Annotated in this window: 20 protein-coding genes; 13 read left to right on the top strand and 7 right to left on the bottom strand. The window is 61.4% G+C overall.

Features of this window, described 5'->3' with window-relative positions; all coding sequences use genetic code 11:
- Window positions 1-232: 232 nt before the first annotated feature.
- From V8G57_RS15170 to V8G57_RS15160, 3 genes are all read right to left on the bottom strand, one after another.
- Window positions 233-781, bottom strand: coding sequence for an acyloxyacyl hydrolase (locus tag V8G57_RS15170; RefSeq protein WP_092397195.1), 549 nt, complete (start codon window positions 779-781; stop codon window positions 233-235).
- A gap of 190 nt (window positions 782-971) precedes the next feature.
- Entirely contained in the window at window positions 972-1,859 is an 888-nt protein-coding gene (locus V8G57_RS15165) for an SMP-30/gluconolactonase/LRE family protein (RefSeq protein ID WP_342830059.1), read from the bottom strand.
- Window positions 1,860-1,955: 96 nt separating this feature from the next.
- Entirely contained in the window at window positions 1,956-3,149 is a 1,194-nt protein-coding gene (locus V8G57_RS15160; protein WP_342830058.1) for a M20 aminoacylase family protein, read from the bottom strand.
- A gap of 141 nt (window positions 3,150-3,290) precedes the next feature.
- Here V8G57_RS15160 and V8G57_RS15155 point away from each other — a divergent pair, with 141 nt between their 5' ends.
- From V8G57_RS15155 to V8G57_RS15110, 10 genes are all read left to right on the top strand, one after another.
- Complete coding sequence (locus V8G57_RS15155) at window positions 3,291-4,862, top strand: ABC transporter substrate-binding protein (RefSeq protein WP_342830067.1); 1,572 nt, start codon at window positions 3,291-3,293, stop codon at window positions 4,860-4,862.
- Window positions 4,863-4,929: 67 nt separating this feature from the next.
- Window positions 4,930-5,907, top strand: coding sequence for an ABC transporter permease (locus V8G57_RS15150; protein WP_092397161.1), 978 nt, complete (start codon window positions 4,930-4,932; stop codon window positions 5,905-5,907).
- A gap of 1 nt (window position 5,908) precedes the next feature.
- Window positions 5,909-6,820: an ABC transporter permease gene (locus tag V8G57_RS15145; RefSeq protein ID WP_342830057.1), complete on the top strand. Its 912-nt coding sequence runs from the start codon at window positions 5,909-5,911 to the stop codon at window positions 6,818-6,820.
- Between the two features lie 7 nt (window positions 6,821-6,827).
- Window positions 6,828-7,811 (top strand): ABC transporter ATP-binding protein, encoded by a 984-nt coding sequence (locus V8G57_RS15140; protein ID WP_342830056.1) that lies wholly within the window; start codon window positions 6,828-6,830, stop codon window positions 7,809-7,811.
- Window positions 7,808-8,848 (top strand): ABC transporter ATP-binding protein, encoded by a 1,041-nt coding sequence (locus V8G57_RS15135; RefSeq protein WP_342830055.1) that lies wholly within the window; start codon window positions 7,808-7,810, stop codon window positions 8,846-8,848. Before V8G57_RS15140 ends, V8G57_RS15135 begins: the two co-directional genes overlap by 4 nt.
- Window positions 8,849-8,858: 10 nt before the next feature.
- On the top strand, window positions 8,859-10,052 hold the full coding sequence (gene argE, locus V8G57_RS15130) for an acetylornithine deacetylase (RefSeq protein ID WP_342830054.1): 1,194 nt from the start codon (window positions 8,859-8,861) through the stop codon (window positions 10,050-10,052).
- A gap of 73 nt (window positions 10,053-10,125) precedes the next feature.
- Window positions 10,126-12,213: a molybdopterin-containing oxidoreductase family protein gene (locus tag V8G57_RS15125; RefSeq protein WP_342830053.1), complete on the top strand. Its 2,088-nt coding sequence runs from the start codon at window positions 10,126-10,128 to the stop codon at window positions 12,211-12,213.
- Complete coding sequence (locus V8G57_RS15120; RefSeq protein WP_342830052.1) at window positions 12,210-13,262, top strand: aminopeptidase; 1,053 nt, start codon at window positions 12,210-12,212, stop codon at window positions 13,260-13,262. Before V8G57_RS15125 ends, V8G57_RS15120 begins: the two co-directional genes overlap by 4 nt.
- Window positions 13,263-13,286: 24 nt before the next feature.
- Complete coding sequence (locus tag V8G57_RS15115) at window positions 13,287-15,905, top strand: alpha/beta fold hydrolase (protein ID WP_342830051.1); 2,619 nt, start codon at window positions 13,287-13,289, stop codon at window positions 15,903-15,905.
- 97 nt (window positions 15,906-16,002) lie between these two features.
- Complete coding sequence (locus tag V8G57_RS15110; protein ID WP_342830050.1) at window positions 16,003-17,697, top strand: long-chain fatty acid--CoA ligase; 1,695 nt, start codon at window positions 16,003-16,005, stop codon at window positions 17,695-17,697.
- Window positions 17,698-17,824: 127 nt separating this feature from the next.
- Here V8G57_RS15110 and dgoD read toward each other — a convergent pair whose 3' ends face one another.
- From dgoD to V8G57_RS15095, 3 genes are read right to left on the bottom strand one after another with little or no spacing between them, the layout of a single operon-like run.
- Window positions 17,825-18,973, bottom strand: coding sequence for a galactonate dehydratase (gene dgoD / locus V8G57_RS15105; RefSeq protein WP_092397143.1), 1,149 nt, complete (start codon window positions 18,971-18,973; stop codon window positions 17,825-17,827).
- Window positions 18,974-18,989: 16 nt separating this feature from the next.
- On the bottom strand, window positions 18,990-19,649 hold the full coding sequence (locus V8G57_RS15100; protein WP_092397141.1) for a 2-dehydro-3-deoxy-6-phosphogalactonate aldolase: 660 nt from the start codon (window positions 19,647-19,649) through the stop codon (window positions 18,990-18,992).
- A 24-nt stretch (window positions 19,650-19,673) separates the two neighbouring features.
- Entirely contained in the window at window positions 19,674-20,687 is a 1,014-nt protein-coding gene (locus V8G57_RS15095; protein ID WP_342830049.1) for a 2-dehydro-3-deoxygalactonokinase, read from the bottom strand.
- 143 nt (window positions 20,688-20,830) lie between these two features.
- Here V8G57_RS15095 and V8G57_RS15090 point away from each other — a divergent pair, with 143 nt between their 5' ends.
- Entirely contained in the window at window positions 20,831-21,682 is an 852-nt protein-coding gene (locus tag V8G57_RS15090; protein ID WP_342830048.1) for an IclR family transcriptional regulator, read from the top strand.
- On the opposite strand, the gene V8G57_RS15085 is transcribed toward V8G57_RS15090, so the two are convergent.
- Window positions 21,658-22,065 (bottom strand): acyl-CoA thioesterase, encoded by a 408-nt coding sequence (locus tag V8G57_RS15085; protein ID WP_014007961.1) that lies wholly within the window; start codon window positions 22,063-22,065, stop codon window positions 21,658-21,660. The genes V8G57_RS15090 and V8G57_RS15085 overlap by 25 nt on opposite strands.
- 72 nt (window positions 22,066-22,137) lie before the next feature.
- Between V8G57_RS15085 and V8G57_RS15080 the strand changes: the two genes are divergently transcribed.
- Window positions 22,138-24,018 carry an ABCB family ABC transporter ATP-binding protein/permease gene (locus V8G57_RS15080; protein WP_342830047.1) on the top strand — a complete coding sequence of 627 codons (1,881 nt, stop codon included), beginning with the start codon at window positions 22,138-22,140 and terminating at the stop codon, window positions 24,016-24,018.
- A gap of 83 nt (window positions 24,019-24,101) precedes the next feature.
- Window positions 24,102-25,082 carry a LysR family transcriptional regulator gene (locus tag V8G57_RS15075; protein ID WP_092397191.1) on the top strand — a complete coding sequence of 327 codons (981 nt, stop codon included), beginning with the start codon at window positions 24,102-24,104 and terminating at the stop codon, window positions 25,080-25,082.
- Window positions 25,083-25,211: the final 129 nt, after the last annotated feature.

Below are 25,211 nucleotides of genomic sequence, written 5' to 3'. Positions count from 1 at the left end.
GACTTTGCGCCGATGATAGTGCTGCAACCAGTGTGAAAGTAGGTCATCGTCAGGCTTTTATTAAAAAACCCTCTGCAGAAAACTGCAGAGGGTTTTTGCTTTGGGCTAACGATTTTACGACTCGCGTGGTAGCCGCGTCGTAGATTTGCTCTTTGTACTGCCAATCATTGAACGAAAAAAAGCCGGTCAGCTTGCGCGACCGGCTTTCCTGCATCTGGACTAAAGACTGGGCTTAGAACGGATAAGCTACCCGCAGCACTGCGAAGTTTGCACCGCTATTCGGTTTCTTGATGCCGCCGTTGGAGAAGTGCTGCAGCTTGAGGCCGACATCGAGGCCATTGCTGAACACGTAGCCAGTGCCGATGTGATCGCCAAACTCAAAAGCGGTAGAAAAGCGGCGGCTATTGTTGTCATACAGATGCGACATCAGGTGCACGCCGATACCGGCTTCCCCATACAAGCCCTTTTTATCGTTGGACTGGAAACGGAACACCGGCGTGAAGCCGATATCAGTCAGGTTTTTCTTCTGGCCGGGAATATTCTGGTACTGGTTTTGACGGAATTCAGCCAGGCTCAAATCCCAATAGCCGCCGACCTGCGTGCTGCTGCCTTGCCACAAGGCCGTATTCCAATTCCATTGCGCGGCAACCCGGGCCAGCTGGCTCTTGTTCCCGGTGCCGAGTTCGAAGGACGCGGAGTCCACGGCAAAGCTGGTTGAGTGAACGCCAGCCAGCAGGCCGGCTGCGGCGAGGAGTTTGAGTCCGGTTTGTTTTTTTTGCATGAAAGACTTTCGAACGTAAAAAATAAAAAAAGCGAAACAAGTCGTCGCCGTATTCATATGGAAGGCCGCGCAGGCCGCTTATCCAACTTGCAGCGGCGCGCAGCTACAGCCCTAAAGAATAGTCGAAAATAGGGATTGTTGCCGAACTACGGGTAAATCCTGTCGTAAAACTGAGAATGCCAGCCGCGAATCAGCCAACGTAAGCCGGTTCGATCCTGCCCGGCACCTCAACCCGCAGCGACAGGATGCAGCCGGATGCGGGATATTTCTCCAGCTCCGCAGCACTGCGTTTTTCACTCACGCTGGTGATATACAGCGTGCGCAAGTCCGCACCGCCAAACGTCATCATGGTCGGGCAGCGTACCGGCAGGATCACTTCCTGCAATACTTCGCCAGCGGGCGACAAGCGCAGCAGCCTGCCGCCCTCATACATTGCGCACCAATAGGCATCTTCACTATCCACCGCCGCGCCGTCAGGGCGGCCGCCGTAGTCGAGGGCGCTCTTGTCCATGGCGAACTGTTTCAGCACCCGGCCTGCGCCGATGTGCCCGCTGGCCAAATCAAATTCATAGCTGCAGATCCGGTGCGCCGTGGTATCGCTGTGATAAAGCGTACGGCTGTCGCCGCTGAAGCCAAGGCCATTGGACACGGTCACCGGATTGCCGGCAGGCCGCACGCTACCCTTTTCAATGGCGTAGAGCTGGGCGCCGGCGTGGTCGCGTGGTTCGTAGATAGTGCCGGCCCAGAAACGGCCGGCGGCGTCGCAGCGGCCATCGTTAAAGCGGGCGGTGGCTGTGTCGTAAGGAGCATCGGCGATGTGCGTGAGCTCGCCATTGTCTGTATTCAGATGGACCACACCGCTGCGCATGGCGACGATCAGGCCGCCGCCTGCATGACGGCCGATGCAGCCGGGTTCGGCCGGGAGCTGCCACATCGCGTGGACGCCATCCGTGGGCCGCAGCCGATGCACTTGCATGGCCGAAATGTCGACCCAGTAAAGCGCAGCTTCGCCGGCGTGCCACAGCGGGCATTCGCCTAATTGCATAGGCTGGTCGAAGGCGATTTCAATTTGATTCATGAATATGGTCAATGAGGAGGGGCAGATGGATCGGGATGGAATGCGAGGACGGTCGTCCTGGCGCTGCCCTGGTACAAGGCCAGGGCAGCGCGATCATTACATTTTCTTCAGGTACGTTTCCGCCAGGTTGACCCAGTAGCTGGCGCCGATCGGCAGCAGGTCATCGTTGAAGTCGTAGCTGGCGTTGTGCAGGTTGCAGGGTCCGAGACCGTGGCCGCCATCCCTGTGTGCGCCTTCGCCGTTGCCGATGAAGACGTAGCAGCCAGGTTTGTTCTGCAGCATGAAGGCGAAATCCTCCGCGCCCATGGTTGGCTCCACCTGCGGATTGACATTGCCGTTGCCGACCATCGCCTGCAGCACTTCGACTACAAACGCAGTCTCCTTGGCGTGATTGACCAGCGGCGGATAATTGCGGTGGAACTTGAACTCGACTTCAGCGCCGAAGGCGGCCGCGGTATGCTGCGCGATTTCCCGCATGCGCGCTTCGATCACATCCAGCACAGCTACCGAAAAAGTCCGCACGGTACCGATCAGCGTCGCTTCGTCGGGAATCACATTGGTGGCGCTGCCGCTGTGGATCTGCGTCACAGACAGGACCGCCGGATCGTTCGGATTGGTATTGCGCGAGACGATGGTCTGCCAGCTTTGCGCAATCTGCACCGCGACCATGACCGGGTCTATGCTCTTATGCGGCTGCGCGGCATGCGAGCCCTTGCCTTTGACGATCACCTCGAACTCGTTGCTGGAAGCCATCATCGGACCCGGCGTCACGCCGAAACTGCCGGCCGGCATGCCTGGCCAGTTATGCATGCCGAACACCGCTTCCATCGGATATTGTTCGAACAGGCCGTCGTCGATCATGCGTTGCGCGCCGCCGCCGCCTTCTTCGGCCGGCTGGAAAATCAGATAGACGGTGCCGTCGAAATTGCGATGCTGCGCCAGGTGGTGGGCGGCGCCAAGCAGCATCGCCGTGTGGCCATCATGTCCACAAGCGTGCATCTTGCCCTGATGTTGGGAGGCATGCGGAAAGGTATTCAATTCCTGCATGGGCAAGGCGTCCATGTCGGCGCGCAGGCCGATGGCGCGGTTGCTGCTGCCATTCTTCACGATGCCGACCACGCCGGTGACGCCCAGGCCGCGCACTATCGGAATCTGCCACTCGGTGAGTTTGCGGGCGACGACATCGGAAGTTCGTTTTTCTTCGTAGTTGAGTTCGGGATGCGCATGCAAATCTCGTCGGATTGCCTGCAGTTCCGCCTGGAAGGCGATGATGGGATCGATCAAATTCATGTTGTGCTCCTGATATGTGGCACGCCTTTTGCCTACAAAAATGGTGCATGGCGTAACGTCCAGAATGTGTATATTACGCCTACACGGTCCATCGGTGTTCACTCACAGGAGAGCATTATGCGTCTGATGTCATGGCCAGGAATGGGATTGCGTGTATTGCAGCTGGCTTTCTGCCTGCTGTTGCTGGCGCCGTTAGGCCCTCCAGCCGCGGCGCAGGAATTCAGGCTGGCGATGAGTTCGCCGCCGACGTCGATGGACCCCCACTTCTATAATTTATTTCCTAACATCAACGTTTCCGACCACATCTTCGAGCAGCTGGTCGCGATGGATGCCGACAGCCACATCATTCCCGCGCTGGCCGAGTCCTGGACCCTGGTGAACAACCTGACCTGGGAATTCAAGCTGCGCAAAGGCGCCAGGTTCCACGACGGCAGTCCGCTGACCGCCGAGGACGTAGCCTGGTCGCTGGACCGGCCGGCCACCATCGTCGGCAGCCCGGGAAAATTCGATACCTACACCAAAGCCATCATCAACAAGAAAATCATCGATCCGTACACGATCCAGCTCACCACCAGGGAGCCATATCCGCTGTTGCTGGCCGACCTGACCTCGATCTATATCGTCTCCAAGAAAGCGACCCAAGGCCTGAGCAGCGACGATTTCGCCAGCGGCAAGGGCATGGTGGGCACCGGGCCGTTCAAGTTCGTCAGATTCCAGCGCGACGACAGGATAGAGCTGGAGCGCAATGACGACTACTGGGGCAAGAAGCCGGCCTGGAGCAAGGTCACCCTGCGTTTCATCCCGAACGATGCGACCCGCCTGGCGGCACTGCTGGCCGGCGACGTGCAAGCCATCGAAAACGTGCCGACGCCGGACCTGGCGAAAGTCCGGGCAGATAAAAACCTGAGCTTTTATTCCAAGGTATCGCACAGGGTGATCTATCTGTACCCCGATACCCGCCGCGAAAAATCGCCATTCGTCACCGACAAGGACGGCAAGCCGCTCGACAAGAATCCGCTGATGGACGTGCGGGTGCGCCGGGCATTGTCGATCGCCATCAACCGCGACGCGATTCGCGACCGGGTCATGGAAGGTTTGTCGGAACCGACCGTCAACCTGGTGCCGGCCGCCTTGTTTGGCCACAATCCGAATCTCAAGCCGCCCAAGTACGATCCTGAAGCCGCCAAAAAACTGCTGGCCGAAGCCGGGTATCCCAACGGTTTTGGCTTGACCTTGCATACGCCGAACAACCGCTACGTCAACGACGAAAAAATCGCGCAAACCATCGCCCAGATGTGGTCGCGCATCGGCATCGCCACCAAGGTCGAGGGCGCGCCGATGTCGGTGTATTCGGCGCGCGGCGCCAAGAGCGAATACTCGATCGGCCTGCTGGGCTGGGGCGCCCAGACCGGCGAAGCATCGTCGCCGCTGCGGGCGATGGCAGCTTGCGACAATCCGGCCAAGGGCATGGGGGCGGTCAACTGGCTGAAATACTGCAACCCGAAAATGGACGCGGTGCTGGCCAAGGCCCTCAACAGCGTGGACGACAAAGAGCGCTCCAGCCTGCTGCAGCAAGCCACGGCAATGGTCATCGACGACGGTGGCGTGATCCCGATTCACCAGCAAGTGACCACATGGGCCGCAAAAAAAGGTATCGTATATATCCCGCGCACCGATGAGCGTACCCACGCTTATCAGTTCTACCCCCAGTAAGGACCACGCGCATGTCCGCTCACCGAGGTGGCGAGCGGATTTTTTATGGATAAATCTAGGGTAAACGATGCTGGCTTTTATTATCCGCCGCGTATTGCAAAGCCTGGTCGTGCTGCTGGTGATGTCATTGCTGGTGTTTGTCGGGGTGTATGCGATCGGCAATCCGATCGACGTGCTGATCAGTCCTGACGCCGACCAGATCGAACGCGCCAAGGTGATCGTCGCCTTCGGTCTCGACAAGCCGCTCTGGCTGCAGTATTTCATCTTCCTGAAGAACGCTGTCGGCGGCGACCTGGGGCGCTCGTTCGCCTATTCGACGCCGGCGCTGAGCCTGATTTTCGAGCGCATGCCGGCCACGCTGGAACTGTCGTCGGCAGCGATCCTGCTGTCGGTCGTGCTGGGCTTGCCCCTGGGCCTGCTCGCCGGCTTGCGGCCGAACGGCCTGGTCGGCAAAACCATCATGGCAGTGTCCATCCTCGGTTTTTCATTGCCGACGTTCTGGGTCGGCCTGATGCTGATCATGGTGTTCGCGGTGCAGCTGGGCTGGCTGCCGACCAGCGGCCGCGGCGAGACGCAATTGCTGTTCGGCGTGCCGGTCAGCTTTCTCAGCTGGGACGGCCTGCGCCATCTGCTGATGCCGGCCTTCAACCTGGCGCTGTTCAACATCGCCCTGGTGATCCGGCTGACGCGCTCCGGCGCCCAGGAAGCGCTGATGCAGGACTATGTGAAATTTGCCCGCGCCAAAGGCTTGCGCAACAGCCGCATCATCGGTGTCCATGTCTTGAAGAATATCCTGATCCCGATCGTCACCGTGGTGGCGCTGCAGTTCGGATCGATCATCGCCTTTTCGATCGTCACCGAAACGGTGTTTGCCTGGCCCGGCATGGGCAAGCTGATCATCGATTCGATCCGTGTGCTGGACCGGCCGGTGATCGTCGCTTACCTGCTGCTGATCGTCACCATCTTCATCCTGATCAACCTGGTGGTGGACATGCTGTATTCCCTGCTCGATCCTCGCGTGCGCCTGGCAGAAAGCAAAGGCTGAGATGGAACCGACACCAATACCAGCACGCAACATGGCGGAAACGCCCTGGCAACGGTTTGTGCGCAATTTTTTTGGCAGCAGGATCGCTACTGCCGGTTTCGTGCTGCTGGCGCTGATCGTGCTGGCGGCGATATTCGCGCCCGTCATCTCGCCCCAGAATCCCTACGACCTGGCCAAGCTGGATGTGATGGACTCGCGCCTGGAGCCAGGGCAGGCGTCGGTCGACGGCAGCATGACTTACCTGCTCGGCACCGATGACCAGGGCCGCGACATGCTGTCGGCGATCTTGTACGGCATACGCATCTCGGTGATGGTGGGCGTGGTCAGCACCATCATTGCCCTGTCGCTGGGCTTGACGCTAGGACTGCTTGCCGGTTACGCCGGAGGCCGCATCGAAGCATTCATCATGCGGGTCGCGGATATCCAGCTATCGTTCCCGCCGATCCTGATCGCATTGATCCTGCTGGCATTGACCGGACGCGGCATCGACAAGATCATCATCGCGCTGGTGGCGGTGCAGTGGGCCTATTACGCGCGCACCGCGCGCAGTGCGGCGCTGGTGGAACGGAAGAAGGAATACATCGAAGCCGCGGCCGCGCTTGGCCTGTCGCCGTTACGCATCATGTTCCGCCATCTGCTGCCCAATTGCCTGCCGCCGCTGATCGTGGTGGCCGCCTTGCAGGTGGCGTCTGCGATTTCGCTGGAAGCGACCCTGTCTTTCCTCGGCCTCGGCTTGCCGATTACCGAACCTTCGCTTGGCTTGCTGATCGCCAACGGCTTCCAGTACCTGCTGTCCGGAAAATACTGGATCAGCGTGTTTCCCGGCATTGCCCTGCTGGTGACCGTGGTGACCATCAACCTGGTGGCGGACCAGTTGCGCGATGTCCTCAATCCGCGCCTGCAGACGCAATAGGATCGATATGGACACGACACTGACCGTCAATAACCTGCAGACCCAGTTTGTCACCCGCGCCGGACTGGTGAAGGCGGTCGACCAGGTTTCGTTTTCCGTCAAGCGCGGCGAGATCATGGGCCTGGTCGGCGAATCCGGATCCGGAAAATCGATGACAGGTTATTCCATCATGGGCCTGGTCGATGCGCCGGGAAAAATCGTCGCCGGTGAAATCCTGCTGCAAGGCCGCGACTTGCGCAGCTTGCCGGCGGAGGCCATGCGCAAGATCCGCGGCAACCGGATCGCCATGATTTTCCAGGATCCGATGATGACATTGAACCCGGTGCTGCGCATCGACACCCAGATGATGGAAGCGGTGCGCGCGCACCAGGACGTCAGCCGGATGGTGGCGCGCGAGATGTCGCGCGAAGCGCTGGTACGGGTCGGCATTGCGTCGCCGGATGAACGCCTGCAGGCATATCCCCACCAGTTTTCAGGCGGCATGCGGCAACGGGTGGCGATTGCGATTGCCTTGCTCAACCAGCCTGACCTGATTATCTGCGATGAGCCGACCACGGCGCTGGATGTGACGATACAGGGACAGATCCTGTACGAGATGCAGAAACTGTGCCGCGAATCCGGCACGGCCCTGATCTGGATCACTCACGATCTGTCGGTGGTGGCCGGGCTGGCGGATACCGTATCGGTGATGTACGCCGGCCGCATCGTCGAAAGCGGCTCGGTGCAGCAAGTGCTGGAACATCCGCGCCATCCTTACACCCACGGCCTGATCGCCTCGGCGCCGTCGCGCAACCCGCGCGGCCAGCCGCTGCAGCAGATCCCCGGCATGACGCCGTCGCTGCTGAACCTGCCGGAAGGCTGCGCATTCCGCACGCGCTGCGCGCATGCCACCGTTGAATGCGCGCAGACGCCGCAATTGCGCCAGGTCGAGCAGCGCATGTTGCGCTGCTGGCATCCATTACGGGATAGCGTGGCGGAGGTCGTGCCATGAACCAGGCCGCCGAACAAAATAGGGAGCAGGCGGCGCCGGCTGCCAACCTGCTGGAACTGCAGGCGGTCAGCAAGCAGTTCGTCAAGACGCTCGACAGCGCGGCCAGGATCGCCAACCTGTTCGGCGCCGGCATGCAGCAGGAAGTGGTGCATGCGGTGGACGAGGTGAGCCTGGGCATCAAGCGCGGCGAGGTGGTCGGGCTGGTCGGCGAATCCGGTTGCGGCAAGTCGACATTAGGGCGGATGGCGGTCGGCTTGCACAGCCTCACTGCCGGCACGCGGTTATGGAAAGGCGAGTCGCTGGAACAGCTGGATGTTGCCGAAAGACGCAAGAAGCAGCTGGCGATCCAGATGATTTTCCAGGACCCCTACGCCTCGCTGAATCCGCGCATGCGGGTGCAGGACATCGTCGGTGAAGCGCCGCTGGTGCATGGCATGGTTGATGCATCGCAGCAGCGCGACTATGTGGAAAGCCTGTTGCAGCGGGTAGGCCTGGATGGCGCCATGCTGCGTCGTTTCCCGCACCAGTTTTCCGGCGGCCAGCGCGCCCGCGTGGGCATTGCGCGCGCACTTGCGGTCAAGCCTGAGTTCCTGGTCTGCGACGAGGCGGTGGCGGCGCTGGACGTATCAATCCAGGCCCAGGTGCTGAACCTGTTCATCAAGCTGCGCGACGAGCTGGACCTGACATACTTGTTCATCAGCCATGATCTCGGCGTGGTGCGCCATTTGTCAGACCGGGTGGTGATCATGTATCTTGGGCGTATCGTTGAGTCGGCTGCCGCCGATACGGTATTTGCCCGCGCCAATCATCCGTATACCCAGGCGCTGCTGGCATCGGCGCCCAAGCTGGAAGTCCGCCGCACGGAATTTTTTGCGGTAAAAGGAGAAATCCCGTCGCCGCTGCACCCGCCTTCGGGTTGCCATTTCCATCCGCGCTGCCCGCATGCGATGCCGCGCTGTAAAGTAGAAAAGCCGGCCTTGAAAGAAGTCGGCGCCAAACATTTTTCCGCCTGCCATCTCAATGATGGCCTGGCATAGAGGACAGGATATGAACACTACCGGATCGACTCCTTCGGCTGACGTCATGGCCATGATAGAACGCCTGATCGCGTTCCAGACCGTATCGCGCGATTCCAACCTGGGATTGATCGAGTGGACGCGCGATTACCTGGCTGGCCTTGGCGTCAAGTCGCGCCTGACCTACGACGCCAGCGGCAAGAAAGCCAACCTGTTTGCCACCCTGGGCGAAGGCCCGAAACCTGGCCTGATCTTGTCCGGCCACACCGACGTGGTGCCGGTCGAAGGCCAGGCCTGGGACAGCGATCCATTCAAGGCGACCATCAAGGACGGCCTGCTGTACGGCCGCGGCTCGGCCGACATGAAAAGCTACATCGCCACGGCCCTGGCGCTGGCGCCGCAATTCCTGGCTGCGAACATGGCGGCGCCCTTGCATTTTGCGCTGTCGTACGACGAGGAAGTGGGCTGCATCGGCGTGCAAGGTTTGATCAAGGATTTGCAGGAGCTGGGGCTGAAGCCGGCGGCCTGCATCGTCGGCGAACCGACCACGATGCAGCCGATCATCGCGCACAAGGGCACGCATCGTTTCCGCTGCTGCGTCCGCGGCCGCGAAGCGCATTCCAGCTACACCACCATGGGCGTCAACGCGATCGAGTATGCGGCGCGCATCATCGTCTACATCCGCCAGATGGCAGACAGGTTTGCCCAGCTGGAAACGCGCGATTACGGTTTCACCGTGCCTTACACCACCATGCAGACCGGCCTGGTCCAGGGCGGACTGGCGGCGAATATCGTGCCCAAGGACTGCAAATTCGACTTCGAGGCGCGCACCATGCCGGGCATCGATGTTGAACGCCTGTACCGGGAAATCCAGGATTTTGCCGCCACGCTGCTGCCCGAAATGCAAAAGGTGGAGCCGAATGCCGCCATCGACTTTGAATGGCTGGCTTCCGCTCCCGGCCTGAACATGCAGGAGAGCGACGCCGTGGTGCAGCTGGCGGCGGCACTGGCGCGCAACAAGCCGAACGGCGCGGTTTCCTACGGCACCGAGGCCGGCCTGTTCCAGCGCGCCGGCATTCCTACCGTGATCTGCGGCCCGGGCAGCATCGAGCAGGCGCACCGGCCGAACGAGTTCGTGGCGCTGGAGCAGCTGGTGCAATGCGAAGCCTTCATGCTGCGCCTGATGGATCCAGAGATGCAGTTGCCCGCCGCAAAGCAAGCGTGAGCCGTCAAATGCAGCTTGTTTCGACGGATTTTGCTAAAGTAGCGGATTGAAGCACCTTGGTTCCAATGACATTATGACTACTGCTACCGTCCGTGCCGCTTGCCCGCACGATTGCCCCGATACCTGCGCGCTGCTGGTGACCGTCACCGATGGCGTCGCCACCGAAGTGCGCGGCGATCCGGATCACCCGACCACGGCCGGCGTGCTGTGCACCAAGGTCGCGCGCTACACCGAACGGACTTACCACAAGGACCGCCTGCTGCATCCGCTCAAGCGGGTCGGCAACAAGGGCGAAGGGAAATTCGTACAGATCAGCTGGGACGAAGCGATCACGACGATTGCCGGGCGGCTGGGCCAGATCGCTGCGCGCAATCCGCAAGCCATCCTGCCGTACAGCTACGCCGGCACCATGGGCCTGGTGCAGGGCGAGTCGATGGCGATGCGTTTTTTCAACCGCATCGGCGCTTCGCTGCTGGACCGCACCATCTGCGCTTCGGCCGGCGGCACCGGCTACAAATATACGATAGGCGCCAGGATCGGCACCGATCTCGAACAGTTCCAGAACGCCAAGCTGATCCTGATCTGGGGCGGCAACCCGATTGCTTCCAACCTGCATTTCTGGATGCGCGCGCAGGAAGCCAAGCGGCGCGGCGCCAAGCTGATTGCGATCGATCCCTACCGTTCCCTGAGCGCCGACAAATGCCATCAGCACATCGCCTTGCTGCCCGGGACGGATTCGGCCCTTGCGCTCGGCATGATGCACGTGCTGATCGCGGAAGACTTGCTGGACCATGACTACATCGCGCAATACACGCTGGGTTTCGAGCAGCTGAAACAGCAAGTGGCGGCATGGACGCCGCAGAAGACTGCGCAAGTGTGCGGCATCGGCGCCGACGAAGTGCTGGAACTGGCTCGCAGCTACGGCGGCGCGGCGCTGCGCGGCGAGGCGGCGGCGATTCGCGTCAACTACGGTTTGCAGCGCGTGCATGGCGGCGGCATGGCGGTACGCAACATCACTTGCCTGCCGGCGCTGGTCGGCGCCTGGCGCCATGCGGCAGGCGGCGTGCAGCTGTCGACCTCGGACAGCTTTCCAAAGAATAACCAGTTCCTGCAGCGTCCCGATTTCCTGACCCGGCAAGGACTGGCGCCGCGCACCATCAACATGAGCACCATCGGCGACGATCTGCTGCGCGAAGCATCGCCGGAGTTCGGGCCGAAAATCGAAGCGCTGATCGTGTACAACTCGAATCCGGTAGCCATCGCGCCCGAATCCGGCGCCGTCGCCCGCGGTTTTGCGAGGGAAGATTTATTCACCGTGGTGCTGGAGCATTTCCAGACCGATACCGCCGACTATGCCGACATCGTGCTGCCGGCGACCACCCAGCTGGAACACGTGGACGCCCACTCGGCCTACGGCCACTTGTACATGCTGGCGAATAACGCCGCGATCGCGCCGCTGGGCGAAGCCAAGCCGAATACCGAAATATTCCGCCTGCTGGCGGCACGCATGGGCTTCGACGACACCTGCTTCCGCGAAAGCGACGACGAAATCGCAGCACAGGCATTCGACCGGAAAAATGAGCGGGCGATCCATTTCGATTGGGACGCCCTGAAACAAAAAGGCTGGCAAAAACTGAACGTGCCGGATGCGCCGTTCGCCAACGGCGGCTTTCCGACGCCGTCCGGCAAATGCGAATTCTATAGCGCGCAAATGCTGAAAGACGGGCTCGATCCGTTGCCGGCTTATATCGCGCCGTATGAATCGCTGGCCAGCAATCCGGAGCTGGCCAGGAAGTACCCGCTGGCGATGATTTCGCCGCCTGCGCGCAATTTCCTCAACTCCAGTTTCGTCAACGTGAAGAGCCTGCGCGACACCGAAGGCGAGCCGCACCTGGACATGCATCCGGCTGACGCCGAGGCAAGAGCCCTGGCCAGCGGCGACACCGTGCGCATCTATAACGACCGCGGCAGTTTCAACGCCAGGCTGAGAGTGACCGACAAGGCGCGGATCGGATTGGTGGTGGGCTTGTCGATCTGGTGGAAAAAAATGGCCAGCGACGGCAAGAACGCCAACGAGGTGACCAGCCAGCGCCTGACCGACATGGGCCGGGCGCCGACCTTCTACGATGTCCTGGTGGAAGTGGAAAAAGCGCCCGCATGAATGCGCGGCTGCCCACGGTCCTGCTGCTCGCCGTGCTGGCGGCCGGTTGCGCCCAGCTTGCCTATTACGGCCAGGCGGCGAATGGCCAGTTCTCCCTGCTGGACCGGGCTCATCCGGTTGACGAATGGCTGGCCGATCCGAGCGTCGATGCCGGCCTCAAGGCCAAGCTCAGGCTCACCAAGCAGATCCGCCGCTTCGCGGTAACCGACCTGGACCTGCCGGACAACCGCAGCTATACCGAATATGCCGACCTGCAGCGGCGCTTCGCCTTGTGGAATGTGATCGCGGCGCCGGCCTTGTCGCTGGAGCCCAAGCAATGGTGTTTTCCGATTGCCGGCTGCGTCAACTACCGCGGTTATTTCAGCCAGGACGCTGCGAAAAAATTCGCCGCCAGCCTGCGCCAGCAAGGCTACGACGTGCAAGTCAGCGGCGTGCCGGCTTACTCCACGCTCGGCTGGTTTAACGATCCGTTGCTGTCGACCTTTATCCGCTATCCCGACGGCGAGCTGGCGCGCCTGGTTTTCCACGAGCTGGCGCACCAGACGGTGTACGCCAAGGACGATACGCAATTCAACGAATCGTTTGCCACCACGGTCGAGCAAGTCGGGGTCGAGCGCTGGCTGGCGGCGGTTGGCAGCCAAAAGACGCGCGACGCCTACGTCCAGTTTGAAGGACGCAAGGAGCAGTTCCTGGCGCTTCTGTTGCAGTATCGGCAGCGGCTGGCAAGCAACTACGCGAGCGGACTTGGCGATGCGCAAAAGCTGCAGCAGAAGGCGGCGCTTTTCCTCGCCCTGCAAGCGGATTACCAGGTGCTCAAGGTGAAGTGGGGCGGCTACGCCGGCTACGACCACTGGTTCGCCGAACCGTTGTCGAACGCCCATCTGGCGCTGGTGGCGACCTATTACGACCTGGTGCCCGGTTTCAAGGCTTTGCTGGCCCAGCAGCAGACCCTGAAGAAATTCTATGCGGCGGTCGCCGGGCTGGCGGCGCTCAGCAAGGAAGAAAGGCATCGCCGGCTGGAAGAGCTGGCGAAATCCCGGCCCACATAAATTTATCTTGGTTACAATGTCAAGATGACATTTAACGCCGACCTGCACCGCAGCACGCTGAAACTGCCGAACCGCCTGGCGCGCAACGGCAGCGGGGTATATGACAGTGCGCTGGAAATGAGCGTGCTGGACGCCGGCCCGGAATACGGCCGCGGACCGCGCGACCAGCAACCCACCATGGTGTTCATCCACGGCTTCGGCGGCCGCGCGGCGTACTGGGAATACCAGCTGGAACAGTTCCAGCTCGACTACCGGGTGATTGCGCTCGACCTGCGCGGCCACGGCTACAGCGATGCGCCGACGGCGGCTGAAGGCGCCAGCTATGACGTGCCGGAACTGGTCGCCGACATCGCTGCCGCGCTGGATCAGCTGGAAGTGCCGCAGCGTTTCATCCTGGTGTGCCACTCGTTCGGCGGCGCGCTGTCTGCCTATTTCCTCAAGCAGTTTCCGCAGCGCGTGTCGGCGCTGGTCATGATCGCCTCGGCGGCGCGTTTTCGCCTGCGCCTGGCCGGCCGCATTGTGCTGCGCATGCCGCCGCGCATATTCGATATGGTGCGCAAGCTGATGCCGTATGTCGGCATCACCGCGGCCCGCATTTATCCGCCGTCGCACGTGGTCTATCTGCAAAACCGCAATGCCTTGTTGCCGTGGGACGGCAGCGAATGCCTGCGCGCGATCACGGTGCCGACGCTGGTGATCCTCGGTCACCGCGACATCCTGTTCGATGAAGCCGCTTACAAGGAAGTGGCGCACCTGATTCCGGGTGCGGAAGAGCTGGTGGTGCCGGTATCCGCGCACCAGGTGATGGTAGAGCGGCCCGATGCGGTGAACCGCGCCATCCAGCGCTTCCTGCAGATGCAGTCCGATCCGTCCGAGCTGGCGGAGCGGCGGGCGCGGCAAAAAGCCGAACGGCGCGCCGCCCGCAAACAGCTCGAGGCCGAACGCCCGTGGCTGAAATTTTATGATGCCCGCACGCCATACCGCATCAAAATGCCGACCGTGGCCTTGCCGCGCTTGCTGGAAGCGACCGCCAGGCGCTTCGGCAAGACCACGGCGCTGTCTTACCGCGGCGGCAAGATCGACTGGCGCGAGCTGGACCGGCAAGCCAACCGGTTTGCCCATGGCTTGCTCGACATGCGCATCAAGCCCGGCGAGCGGGTCTTGCTGGCCTTGCCGAACATACCGTCGTTGGTGATCGCCTATTTCGGCATCCTCAAGGCCGGCGCAGTTGCGGTGCTCAGCGACGCCGCCACGCCCAAGGAAATCCTGCTGGCGTGGATCGCGGATGCCGGCGCCGTGATGCTGGTGACCACCACCGACCGTTATGATGAATTGCGCGACGAACTGCAAAGCGACCGCCGTGCAGCCGGTTTGCGGCGCGTGATATTCGCATCGATGATCGATCACATGGGCTGGCGTGAAAAACTGAAATTCGCCGCCTTGCATCATGTGCAGGAAGGGCATTGGCTGCCCTGGTTCCGCCAAGACAAGCAGCATCGCCGGCATGAGCGGCGCTACCTGAAATTCAAGCAGGTGCTGGGGCGCGGTTCGGTCGCGCCGACCGAGCTGGCGCAGGATGTCGGCGATGTCGCGGTGGTGGTTTACACCTACGGCGCCAGCGGCACGCCGCTGCCGGTCGCGCTGTCGCACCGCAACCTGGCGTCGAACGCCTTGCAGCTGCGCCATTGGCTGCCGGAATCGCGGCCCGGCGACGAACGCTTCCTGGCGCAGCAATCCTTGGCCAGCGCTTACGGGTTGACCGGCTTGCTGCACCTTGGGGTTTATCTCGGTGCGACCCTGATCCTGCTGCCGGGGGCGGAGCTGGAGCCCTTGTTAAAGACGGTCAAGAAGATGCGGCCGACCTATTTCCCTACCACGCCGCGCATGGTGCGCGAACTGGCGCACACGCCGGGCATACGGCGTTACGGCCTGGCGTCGATCCGGGTGTGCGCGGTCAGCGGCTCGCCGCTGGCCCAGGAAATCCGCGAAGAATTTGAAAAGCTGACACGCGGCCGCCTGGTCGAAGCCTATGGCCTTACCGAAGCATCGCCGGCGGTGCTGGCCATGCCGCTGGCGGCGCGCCGCATCCAGGGAGTGGTCGGCATACCGTTGCCGGACACGGAAGTGAAAGTGGTCGACCTGGATACCGACGCTGAGTTGCCCAGCGATACCCTGGGGGAGTTATGGGTGCGTGGGCCGCAGCTGTTCTCGGGCTACGACCATGGTCCTGCCGGCGCCGCCGCCGGACAGGGCGCATCGGCCTTGAACCTGATTGCCAGGAAGATAAGCAAGGAACGCCTGCACGACGGCTGGCTGGCCACCGGCGATGTCGCCAGCATCGACGAAGACGGTTTTGTTTCCATCATCGACCGCAAGAGTAATATGGGGATACGGGGCGGGCAGCGCGTGTTTCCGCGGCAGATCGAAGAGGTCTTGTTTGAGCACCCCGCGGTGGCGGTTGCCCATGTGAAATGGAGTCCGGATGAGGAGGGCGTCCAGCACCTGCGGGCCGAGGTTTTGTTGCATCACAATATGAAGCTTGGCGCCGATGATTTGCTCAAATATGCATCAAAACGCTTGCATGCCAGCGCTTTGCCCGATAGCATCGCGGTAGAACAAAAAAATACAACCGTGCTTTTTTAGCGGGTCACCAGTACTATCCCCTATCGGCGTGTTTTCTTCCATTGAAACAAGCCAAAAAAACAATGCATTTATAACAAGCAGAGACTAAAGGCAGAACATGGATAAATTTTGGCTCAAATCGTATCCTGAAGGCGTAGCTCCCGAGATTGACTACTCCCAGTACCAGTCGCTGGCGCAGCTGCTGGAAGAGGCGTTCCAGAAATACGCGCCGCGCAACGCCTACGCCTGCATGGGCAAATACCTGACGTATGCCGAGGTTGACCAGCTGTCCCGCAAGGTCGGCGCCTGGCTGCAGGGCAAGGGCCTGGAAAAGGGCGCGCGGGTCGCCATCATGATGCCTAACGTGCTGCAATATCCGGTGGCGATCGCCGCCATCCTGCGCGCCGGTTATGTCGTGGTCAATGTCAATCCTCTGTACACGCCGCGCGAGCTCGAGCATCAGCTGAACGATTCGGGCGCGGAAGCCATCTTCATCCTCGAAAATTTCGCGACTACCTTGCAGCAGGTCGTCGCCCGCACCAAGGTCAGGCATGTGGTGGTCGCCAGCATGGGCGACCTGATGGGCGTCAAGGGCCTGGTGGTCAACCTGGTGGTGCGCCACGTCAAGAAAATGGTGCCGAGTTTTTCCCTGCCTGGTTCGGTGCCCTTCAACAGCGTCTTGTCGCAGGCGTCTTCGCTGCAGCTGAAGCCGGTGACGCTGACGCCGGAAGACACCGCCTTCCTGCAATACACGGGCGGCACTACCGGCGTCTCCAAGGGAGCGACGCTGTCGCATCGCAACGTGGTGGCCAACGTGCTGCAGGCTGAAGCCTGGCTTACTCCTGGCTTGACCAATGGCCCGAAAATCGAGCAGCTGGTGTTTGTCTGCGCCTTGCCGCTGTACCATATCTTCGCGTTGACGGTGTGCGGCATGCTCGGCATGCGCGAGGGCGCCCTGAACCTGCTGATCCCGAATCCGCGCGACATCGCCGGCTTGATCAAGGAAATGTCGAAATACCAGATCAACACTTTCCCTGCGGTCAATACGCTGTACAACGCCTTGCTGAACCATCCCGATTTCGCCAAGCTGGATTTTTCCGGCTACCGGGTCTGCGTCGGCGGCGGCATGGCGGTGCAAAAAGCGGTCGCGGACAAATGGAAAGAAATCACCGGCTGCCCCATCATCGAAGGTTACGGCTTGTCGGAAACTTCGCCTATCGCTTGCGCCAATCCATGCGACATCAAGGAATACAGCGGCACCATCGGCTTGCCTTTGCCGTCGACTGAAATCGCTATCCTGGACGACGCCGGCAATCCTGTAGCCCTGGGCCAGCCTGGCGAAATCGCGATCCGCGGCCCGCAGGTCATGCGCGGCTATTGGAACCGCGACGACGAAACCGCCAAGGTCATGACCGCCGACGGCTTTTTCAAATCCGGCGATATCGGCGTCATGGACGAACGCGGCTACACCAAGATCGTCGACCGCAAGAAAGACATGATCCTGGTGTCCGGCTTCAATGTGTATCCGAACGAGGTCGAAGGCGTGGTAGTGCAGCATCCTGGCGTGCTGGAATGCGCATGCGTCGGCGTGCCGGATGAACATGCCGGCGAAGTGGTGAAGATTTTTGTGGTGCGCAAGGACCCGTCGCTGACCGCGGAACAGCTGATGGCTTATTGCCGTGAACAGCTGACCGGCTACAAGCGGCCGAAATACATCGAGTTCCGTACCGACCTGCCGAAGACCAACGTCGGCAAGATCCTGCGGCGCGAGCTGCGCGACGAAAAACCGGCCGAGCAAAAGCAGGCGGCCTGAGATTTGGAATAAGTGGCATCTTGCCGGAGGCCACGGTTCCAAAGTGAAAACCCCGGATGTGCGAGAAGCGCATCCGGGGTTTGTTTTTTGGGGACAGGCGGCGACGGGGCGTGCCTTCAGTCTCCGTTTACCACTCGGCGAAGCTGCCGTCTTTATGGCGCCAGATCGGATTGCGCCAGCGATGGCCGACGGCGGCCCGTTCCTTGACATATTCCTCATTGATTTCGATGCCCAGTCCCGGCCCTTGGGGAATGGTCACGTAGCCTTTGTCGTAGGCAAAGACTTCAGGGTTCTTCACGTAGTCGAGCAAGTCGTTGCTCTTGTTGTAGTGGATCCCCAGGCTCTGTTCCTGGATGAACGCGTTATACGACACCGCGTCCACCTGCAGGCAGGCGGCCAGGGCAATCGGGCCGAGCGGGCAGTGCAGCGCCACGGCGACGTCATAGGCTTCGGCCATGGTGGCGATCTTGCGCGTTTCGGTGATGCCGCCGGCGTGCGAGACATCGGGCTGGATGATATCGACATAACCTTCGCTCAGGACGCGCTTGAAATCCCAGCGCGAATACAGCCGTTCGCCCAGCGCGATCGGGGTGCTGGTCAGCGGCGCCAGTTCTTTCAGCGCTTCGTAGTTTTCGCTGAGCACGGGCTCTTCGATAAACATCAGCTTGTAAGGCTCCAGCTCCTTGACCAGGATCTTCGCCATCGGCTTGTGCACGCGGCCGTGGAAATCGACGCCGATGCCGATGTGCGGACCGACCGCCGCGCGCACTGCGGCGACGTTGGCCAATGTCGCTTCCACTTTTTCATAGGAATCGACGAATTGCAATTCTTCGGTGCCATTCATCTTCACCGCGGTGAAGCCGCGCGCCACGGCATCCTTGGCTGCTGCCGCGGTGTCGGCCGGGCGGTCGCCGCCGATCCATGAATAGACGCGGATGCTGTCGCGTACCGGGCCGCCCAGCAACTGGCTGACCGAGACGCCGAGCGCCTTGCCCTTGATATCCCACAGCGCCTGGTCGATGCCGGCCAGCGCACTCATGTGGATGGCGCCGCCGCGGTAGAAACCGCCGCGGTACAGCACGGTCCAATGGTCCTCGATATGGCGCGGATCCTTGCCGATCAGGTAGTCCGACAGTTCTTCGACGGCCGCCGCCACGCTATGCACGCGGCCTTCGACCACCGGTTCGCCCCAGCCGACCACGCCTTCGTCGGTTTCTATCTTCAGGAAACACCAACGCGGCGGTACGATGTAAGTGGTCAGTTTGGTGATCTTCATTAATCTCGTCTCCTGTTCAGTTTTTTATTTCTGGCGTTTGCGCTGTTGCCGAAGCTGCTTGTATCGCGCACCATGCCGCGACAAACCTGTTGCCGTTCTGGCCGACCTGCTCGGCGCTCAGGCCGGGTTTGTACAGCGCCGACCCCAGCCCGAATCCGGAAGCGCCGGCGCTGGCAAATGTTGCCAGATTTTCCGGCGTGATGCCGCCTACCGGCAATAACGCCACTTCGCGCGGAATCACCGCGCGCCATGCCTTGACTACATTCGGCCCCAGCTGCTCGGCCGGGAACATTTTCAAGACGTCGGCGCCGGCAGCCAGCGCGGCGAATGCTTCGGTTACCGTGGCGACGCCAGGCGCGCAAGCCAGCCCGGCCTGCTTGGCGGCAGCGATCACCGCCGGGTCGCTGTGCGGCATGACGATGATCTCGCCGCCGGCGCGCTTGACTTCCGCCACCTGGCCGGTGCGCAAGACGGTGCCGGCGCCGACCACGCAATCGGCCGGCAAGGCGTTGCGCAAGATGCGGATGCTGTCGAAAGGCTGGGGCGAATTGAGCGGCACTTCAATGATCCTGAAGCCGGCTTCGTAGAGTTTCAAGCCGATCGCCGCCACTTCATGCGGCTCGACGCCGCGCAGGATGGCGATCAGCCCGCATTGTTTCATTGCATTTATCAACATGGTGGTTTCCCGATATTCTCGCTGCTAAGCATGTTTCAATAGTCCCGCCGTCAGCGCCAGCTGCCACAGGCCGCGTTCGGTGGCTTCGGCCACCACCTCGACTGCGCCAAAACCATAGGCGTGCAGCACTTGCGTATAACGTGCGCACAAGCCGGCTTCGCCGACCAGCATCACTTGGGAAGGCTGCCGTCCCTGGCTGCGCAGCATGGCTTGCAATGCAGCGATTTCATGGCCGATCAGCAGTCCCGACAGGTATTCGCGCTGGCCGGGGCCGTCCAGCACGCCGGTCAGCCCCAGCGTGCGCGTACTGAATATGGTCGACAATACGCCAGCCTGGCCGGCCGCGGTTTGCGCCACCAGCGCGCCGCGCTCGAAGGCGCGCTGTCCGGCTTCCGCATCGCCGCCGTCGGCCTGCATGCCGCGTCCAAGGATGGTATGCCCAGACAAGGCGGCAAAAACTTCGCCGGTCATGAACGTATCAAAATGCGCCAGCTGGCTTTGCGCGCCCGAGCGCCGTATCTGTACCCACTTGGAATGCGTGCCGGGCAGGCCGACCAGGATGTCCTGGCCGGAGGCATCGGATTTGCCGCTGCCGGCAAGGGCATTGAGCACGCCGACCACCTGGGTCTCCTCGCCGCGCATGACGTTCGGCAGCATGGAATTTTCGATCAGGCCCGGCACCAGGTGAATCAGCTGTCCGTGGCGATTACGCAGCGTGCTCAAGCTGCCGCCGATGCGGTCGACGGCAATCGGCACTTCCAGGTACGGAACCTCGCGCCATCCCTGGCGGCTGCCGACCATGCCGGCTGCGATCACCGGTGTACCCGGAGCAGCGCGCAGCCAATCGCCGCAGGCTTGCTCGAAAGCGGCTTCGAAACCGCTTTCGCCGTCGCCGCCGGTTTGCGGCAATTGCATTACGCCGCAGGGGAGGGCGCGCAATTCCAGCGTCTGGCCATGCGCTCCGAGCCGGTAGGCGCGGAGCGATGAAGTCCCCCAGTCGAGGGCGATCAAGTGCGTTGGATGCAGTGCAGGCGGCATGGGTCGGTTAACTTCAAAAATTGCGGGCAGGATCTGAGCATCCCGCGATGTGGCGTACTTTATTCCTGCCGCAATTTTCTGTCAATATATGATATTATGTCCCAATATATGGGATATAAGTTATTTTTTGACAGGTTCCAATCATGCGCAAATTACAGGACTCGGCAGAGTCGCATGGCCACGCGGGCGAGCAGGCCGCCGCACCGACAGGCACCCAGACCCTGACGCGCGGGCTGGCCGTATTGCAGGCGGTAGCCGGCGGCGCGCGCGATCTGAAACAGATCGCGCAGATGCTGGGCACCACCCGCAGCACTACCCACAGGCTGGCCAACTGCCTGGTGCAGGAGCGCTATCTGCGCTTTACGCCGAACGCGGGTTATGTGCTAGGCCCCAAATTGATCGAACTGGGTTTCCAGGCGCGCGAAGAAGTCTCGCTGAGCATAGTGGCGCGGCCCTACCTGGAGCGGCTGGCAGAACAGTCGGGCGACACTATCCACCTGGCGCTGCAGGACGGCGACGATGTGCTTTACCTGGACAAGATTCCCGGCAAGAAGGGGCTGGAAATGCGTTCGCGCGTGGGGCACCGGATGCCGATCGCCACTACCGGCGTCGGCAAGGCATTGATGCTGGGCATGGACGAAGAGGAATGGAAGAGCCTGTACCAGAAGCGCAGCACCGCTGCCGCCAACCATGCTGCCGGCTTGTTGCCCAAGCGGAGCTGGACCGAGTTTCGCGACCAGATGCGCGAATACGTCAAAGGCGGTTACGCCTTCGACCTGGAAGACAACGAGCCGTCGATACGCTGCGTGGCGGCGCCGATCTACGACGCTACCCACGCGATTGTCGCCGCCATCAGCGTTTCCAGCACGCTGCCTTATATGCCGCTGGAGCGGATGCAGTCATTGATCGCTGTCGTGCAGGCCGCGGCGGCCGGCATTTCCAGCGAGCTTGGCGCAAATCAGGAGGCGAGTCAGGAAGCGAGCGGCGGCAGCTGACGCGGCTTGCGCTGCGCATCCGTGGCGACATAGGTCAGCGTCGCTTCCGTCACCTTCACGACTTCTGTCTGCAGCCGGTTGCGTTCGGCATACACCTCGACGTTGACGGTGATCGAGGTATTGCCGACCTTGACGATCTCGGCGTAAAACGACAGCAGGTCGCCGACAAACACCGGCTGCTTGAACAGGAAGGAGTTCACGGCAATCGTGGCGACCCGGCCGTTGGCGCGGCGCGTGGCCGGCAGCGAGCCGGCAATGTCGACCTGTGCCATGATCCAGCCGCCGAAGACGTCGCCGTGCACGTTGGCGTCGGATGGCATCGGCATCACCCGCAGCTGCGGCATGGTGTCGGGTGGCAATTGATTGTTGTTTTGATCAGTCATCGGTTATTTCCCCTGAGAGCTACAATTGGTTTTGTATCCGTAGCTTAAACCATTCTTTAAGATTGTCACCTTATGCGCCACCACTCTTCCACGTCGCCAGAGCCCGCCGCAGCCGCCGGCAGCGGCCAGCCAAAGCGCAGCGACTGGGCCACGCTCAAGACCTTGCTGCCTTACCTTTGGACCTACAAGTGGCGCGTCTCGCTGGCGCTGCTGTTCATGCTGGGCGCCAAGCTGGCCAATGTCGGCGTGCCGCTGGTGCTGAAGAAGCTGGTCGACAGCATGACCATCACGGCCAGCCATCCGCAGGCGATGCTGGTGCTGCCGCTGGGAATACTGGTGGCTTACGGCGCGCTGCGCCTGAGCACCACCTTGTTCACGGAGTTGCGCGAGTTCGTGTTCGCCCGCGTGACGCAGCGCGCGGTGCGCACCATCGCCCTGCAGGTGTTCCGCCACCTGCATTCGCTGTCGCTGCGCTTTCACCTGAATCGCCAGACCGGCGGCATGACGCGCGACATCGAGCGCGGTACACGCGGCATTTCGTCGCTGGTGTCGTATGCGCTGTTCAGCATCTTGCCGACCTTGATCGAAATCTCGCTGGTGCTCGGTTACCTGGTGCTGCACTACGACATCTGGTTTGCCGGCATCACCGTGGTGGCGCTGGTCAGCTACATCTTTTTTACGGTGACCGTGACCGAATGGCGCACCCATTTCCGGCGCACCATGAACACGCTCGATTCGAGCGCCAACACCAAAGCCATCGATTCGCTGATCAACTACGAAACCGTCAAGTATTTCGGCAATGAGGAATACGAAGCACGGCGTTACGACGATGGCCTGATGCGTTATGAGACCGCCGCGGTGAAATCGCAGACCTCGCTGTCCTTGCTCAATACCGGCCAGTCGCTGATCATCGCCATCGCGGTGACGCTGATCCTGTGGCGCGCCACGCAGGGCGTGATCGACGGCAAGATGACGCTGGGCGACCTGGTGCTGGTCAATTCCTTCATGATCCAGCTGTATATCCCGCTCAATTTCCTTGGCGTCATCTATCGCGAAATCAAGCAAAGCCTGGCCGACATGGAGCGGCTGTTCCACCTGCTCGATGAGAACCGCGAGATCGCCGACGCCGCCGAGGCGCGGCCGCTACTGACCGGCGGCGCGCAAGTGCATTTCGCGCATGTCGATTTCAGCTACGAGAGCAAGCGCCAGATCTTGTTCGACGTCGATTTCACGATAGCCGCAGGCACCACCACCGCGGTAGTCGGCCACAGCGGTTCCGGCAAGTCGACCTTGTCGCGGCTGCTGTTCCGTTTTTACGATATCAACGCCGGCCGCATCACGATCGACGGCCAGGATTTGCGCGACATCACGCAGGCTTCGCTGCGCCAGGCGATCGGCATCGTGCCACAGGATACCGTGCTGTTCAACGACAGCATCGAATACAACATCGCTTACGGCAAGCCAGGCGCCAGCAAGGCCGAAATCATCGCGGTCGCCAAGGCGGCGCATATCCATGATTTCATCGAATCGCTGCCGGACGGCTATGACTCGATGGTGGGCGAGCGCGGCTTGAAATTGTCGGGCGGCGAAAAGCAGCGGGTGGCGATCGCCCGCACCCTGCTGAAAAATCCCGCGGTGCTGATTTTCGACGAGGCCACTTCGGCGCTCGATTCGAAATCCGAACAGGCGATCCAGGCGCAGCTGAAAGAAATCGCCAAGGACCGCACGACGCTGGTGATCGCCCATCGCTTGTCGACCATCGCCGATGCGGCGCAGATACTGGTGCTGGACCACGGCCACATCATTGAGCGCGGCACGCATGCGCAGCTGCTGGCGGCGGACGGCGCATATGCGCAGATGTGGCAGCGCCAGCAGGCGCATCCGGACGAGATGGAGAGCCCGTCGCCGGAAGCCGGCGACGGCTACCCTGAAAACGTGGTGCGCATGGTGTAGGAGTACAACGCTCATGCAGATTGTCGTCCGCGGGTGCGCCAATTTCCTATGCCGCCGCTGCCGACTCGCGTTACGATAGCGGCATGGAAAGCAAATGGTTAGAAGACTTCATTTCGTTGGCGGAAACCCATAGTTTCAGCCGCTCTGCAGAATTGCGTCATGTCACGCAGCCGGCCTTCTCGCGCCGCATCCAGTCGCTGGAGGCATGGCTGGGCGCCGACCTGATCGACCGCACCTCCTATCCGACGCGGCTGACGGCGGCCGGCGAGGTCTTTTACGAGCAGGCGCTGGAAATGCTGGGCCAGATCAACAACGCCCGTGCGCTGATGCGCGGCAAGCGCCCGACAGCATTGAGCACGGTCGATTTTGCCGTGCCGCATACCTTGTCGCTGACCTATGTGCCGCGCTGGATCCGTTTGCTGGAAGGCGGTTTTGGCCCGCTCAATACGCGCCTGCTGGCCTTGAACGTGCATGACGCCGTGATGGCCATGGTGGATGGCGGCTGCGACCTGCTGCTGTGTTATCACCATCCGCGCCAGCCGGTACAGCTCGACACCGGCCGCTATGACCTGATCACCTTGGGCAGCGAGGTGCTGCGCGCCTATGCCCATTGCAACAAGGCCGGGGTGCCGGACTATGTCTTTCCCGGCAGCGCCGGCGCGCCTTTGCCGTTCTTGTCCTATACCAGCAACGCCTACCTCGGGCGCATGGTGGAACTGATCCTGGCCGACGCCAAGAAGCCGCTTTACCTGGAAAAACGCTACGAGACGGATATGGCGGAAGGCTTGAAAATGATGGCGCTGGAAGGACACGGCGTGGCGTTCCTGCCGGAGTCCGCGGTGACCCGCGAAGTCAAGCTGAAACAGCTGGCCAGCGTCGACCACAACGCGCCGGAATGGGAAGCCACCATGGAAATCCGCCTGTACCGTGAACGTCCTACCGTGCAAAGGCCGGGCAAGCCGGTGGTCGCGCGGTTGTGGGCTTACCTGCTGCAGCAGCAGGAAAACGCCGCCAAGGAAGCAGCCAAAAACGCCAAACGCAAAACACCGGCGGCGCTCGCATAAACCCCGGAACCGCCAGGTTCCGGGCGGCGCAAGCCGCGCGAAAATCATATTGCCATGGGGTAATTGTATTTTTTGATATCAATGCAAAAAATGCATAGTTACATGCGCACAAAGCATTGGCTTTGCCCT

Source organism: Collimonas rhizosphaerae, from assembly GCF_038896935.1.
GTDB classification, from domain to species: Bacteria; Pseudomonadota; Gammaproteobacteria; order Burkholderiales; family Burkholderiaceae_D; genus Collimonas; species Collimonas rhizosphaerae.
This window is presented reverse-complemented; position numbering and strand designations above follow the sequence as displayed.

What these genes read in the sequence shown, in the direction of transcription:
- V8G57_RS15140 (WP_342830056.1), top strand. Translation starts at nt 6,828, where the DNA reads ATGGACACGACACTGACCGTCAATAACCTGCAGACCCAGTTTGTCACC.
- V8G57_RS15120 (WP_342830052.1), top strand. Translation starts at nt 12,210, where the DNA reads ATGAATGCGCGGCTGCCCACGGTCCTGCTGCTCGCCGTGCTGGCGGCC.
- V8G57_RS15110 (WP_342830050.1), top strand. Translation starts at nt 16,003, where the DNA reads ATGGATAAATTTTGGCTCAAATCGTATCCTGAAGGCGTAGCTCCCGAG.
- V8G57_RS15165 (WP_342830059.1), bottom strand. Translation starts at nt 1,859, where the DNA reads ATGAATCAAATTGAAATCGCCTTCGACCAGCCTATGCAATTAGGCGAA.
- V8G57_RS15095 (WP_342830049.1), bottom strand. Translation starts at nt 20,687, where the DNA reads ATGCCGCCTGCACTGCATCCAACGCACTTGATCGCCCTCGACTGGGGG.
- V8G57_RS15080 (WP_342830047.1), top strand. Translation starts at nt 22,138, where the DNA reads ATGCGCCACCACTCTTCCACGTCGCCAGAGCCCGCCGCAGCCGCCGGC.
- V8G57_RS15090 (WP_342830048.1), top strand. Translation starts at nt 20,831, where the DNA reads ATGCGCAAATTACAGGACTCGGCAGAGTCGCATGGCCACGCGGGCGAG.
- V8G57_RS15170 (WP_092397195.1), bottom strand. Translation starts at nt 781, where the DNA reads ATGCAAAAAAAACAAACCGGACTCAAACTCCTCGCCGCAGCCGGCCTG.
- V8G57_RS15150 (WP_092397161.1), top strand. Translation starts at nt 4,930, where the DNA reads ATGCTGGCTTTTATTATCCGCCGCGTATTGCAAAGCCTGGTCGTGCTG.
- argE (WP_342830054.1), top strand. Translation starts at nt 8,859, where the DNA reads ATGAACACTACCGGATCGACTCCTTCGGCTGACGTCATGGCCATGATA.
- V8G57_RS15100 (WP_092397141.1), bottom strand. Translation starts at nt 19,649, where the DNA reads ATGTTGATAAATGCAATGAAACAATGCGGGCTGATCGCCATCCTGCGC.
- V8G57_RS15125 (WP_342830053.1), top strand. Translation starts at nt 10,126, where the DNA reads ATGACTACTGCTACCGTCCGTGCCGCTTGCCCGCACGATTGCCCCGAT.
- V8G57_RS15155 (WP_342830067.1), top strand. Translation starts at nt 3,291, where the DNA reads ATGGGATTGCGTGTATTGCAGCTGGCTTTCTGCCTGCTGTTGCTGGCG.
- V8G57_RS15075 (WP_092397191.1), top strand. Translation starts at nt 24,102, where the DNA reads ATGGAAAGCAAATGGTTAGAAGACTTCATTTCGTTGGCGGAAACCCAT.
- V8G57_RS15115 (WP_342830051.1), top strand. Translation starts at nt 13,287, where the DNA reads ATGACATTTAACGCCGACCTGCACCGCAGCACGCTGAAACTGCCGAAC.
- V8G57_RS15085 (WP_014007961.1), bottom strand. Translation starts at nt 22,065, where the DNA reads ATGACTGATCAAAACAACAATCAATTGCCACCCGACACCATGCCGCAG.
- V8G57_RS15145 (WP_342830057.1), top strand. Translation starts at nt 5,909, where the DNA reads ATGGAACCGACACCAATACCAGCACGCAACATGGCGGAAACGCCCTGG.
- V8G57_RS15160 (WP_342830058.1), bottom strand. Translation starts at nt 3,149, where the DNA reads ATGAATTTGATCGATCCCATCATCGCCTTCCAGGCGGAACTGCAGGCA.
- dgoD (WP_092397143.1), bottom strand. Translation starts at nt 18,973, where the DNA reads ATGAAGATCACCAAACTGACCACTTACATCGTACCGCCGCGTTGGTGT.
- V8G57_RS15135 (WP_342830055.1), top strand. Translation starts at nt 7,808, where the DNA reads ATGAACCAGGCCGCCGAACAAAATAGGGAGCAGGCGGCGCCGGCTGCC.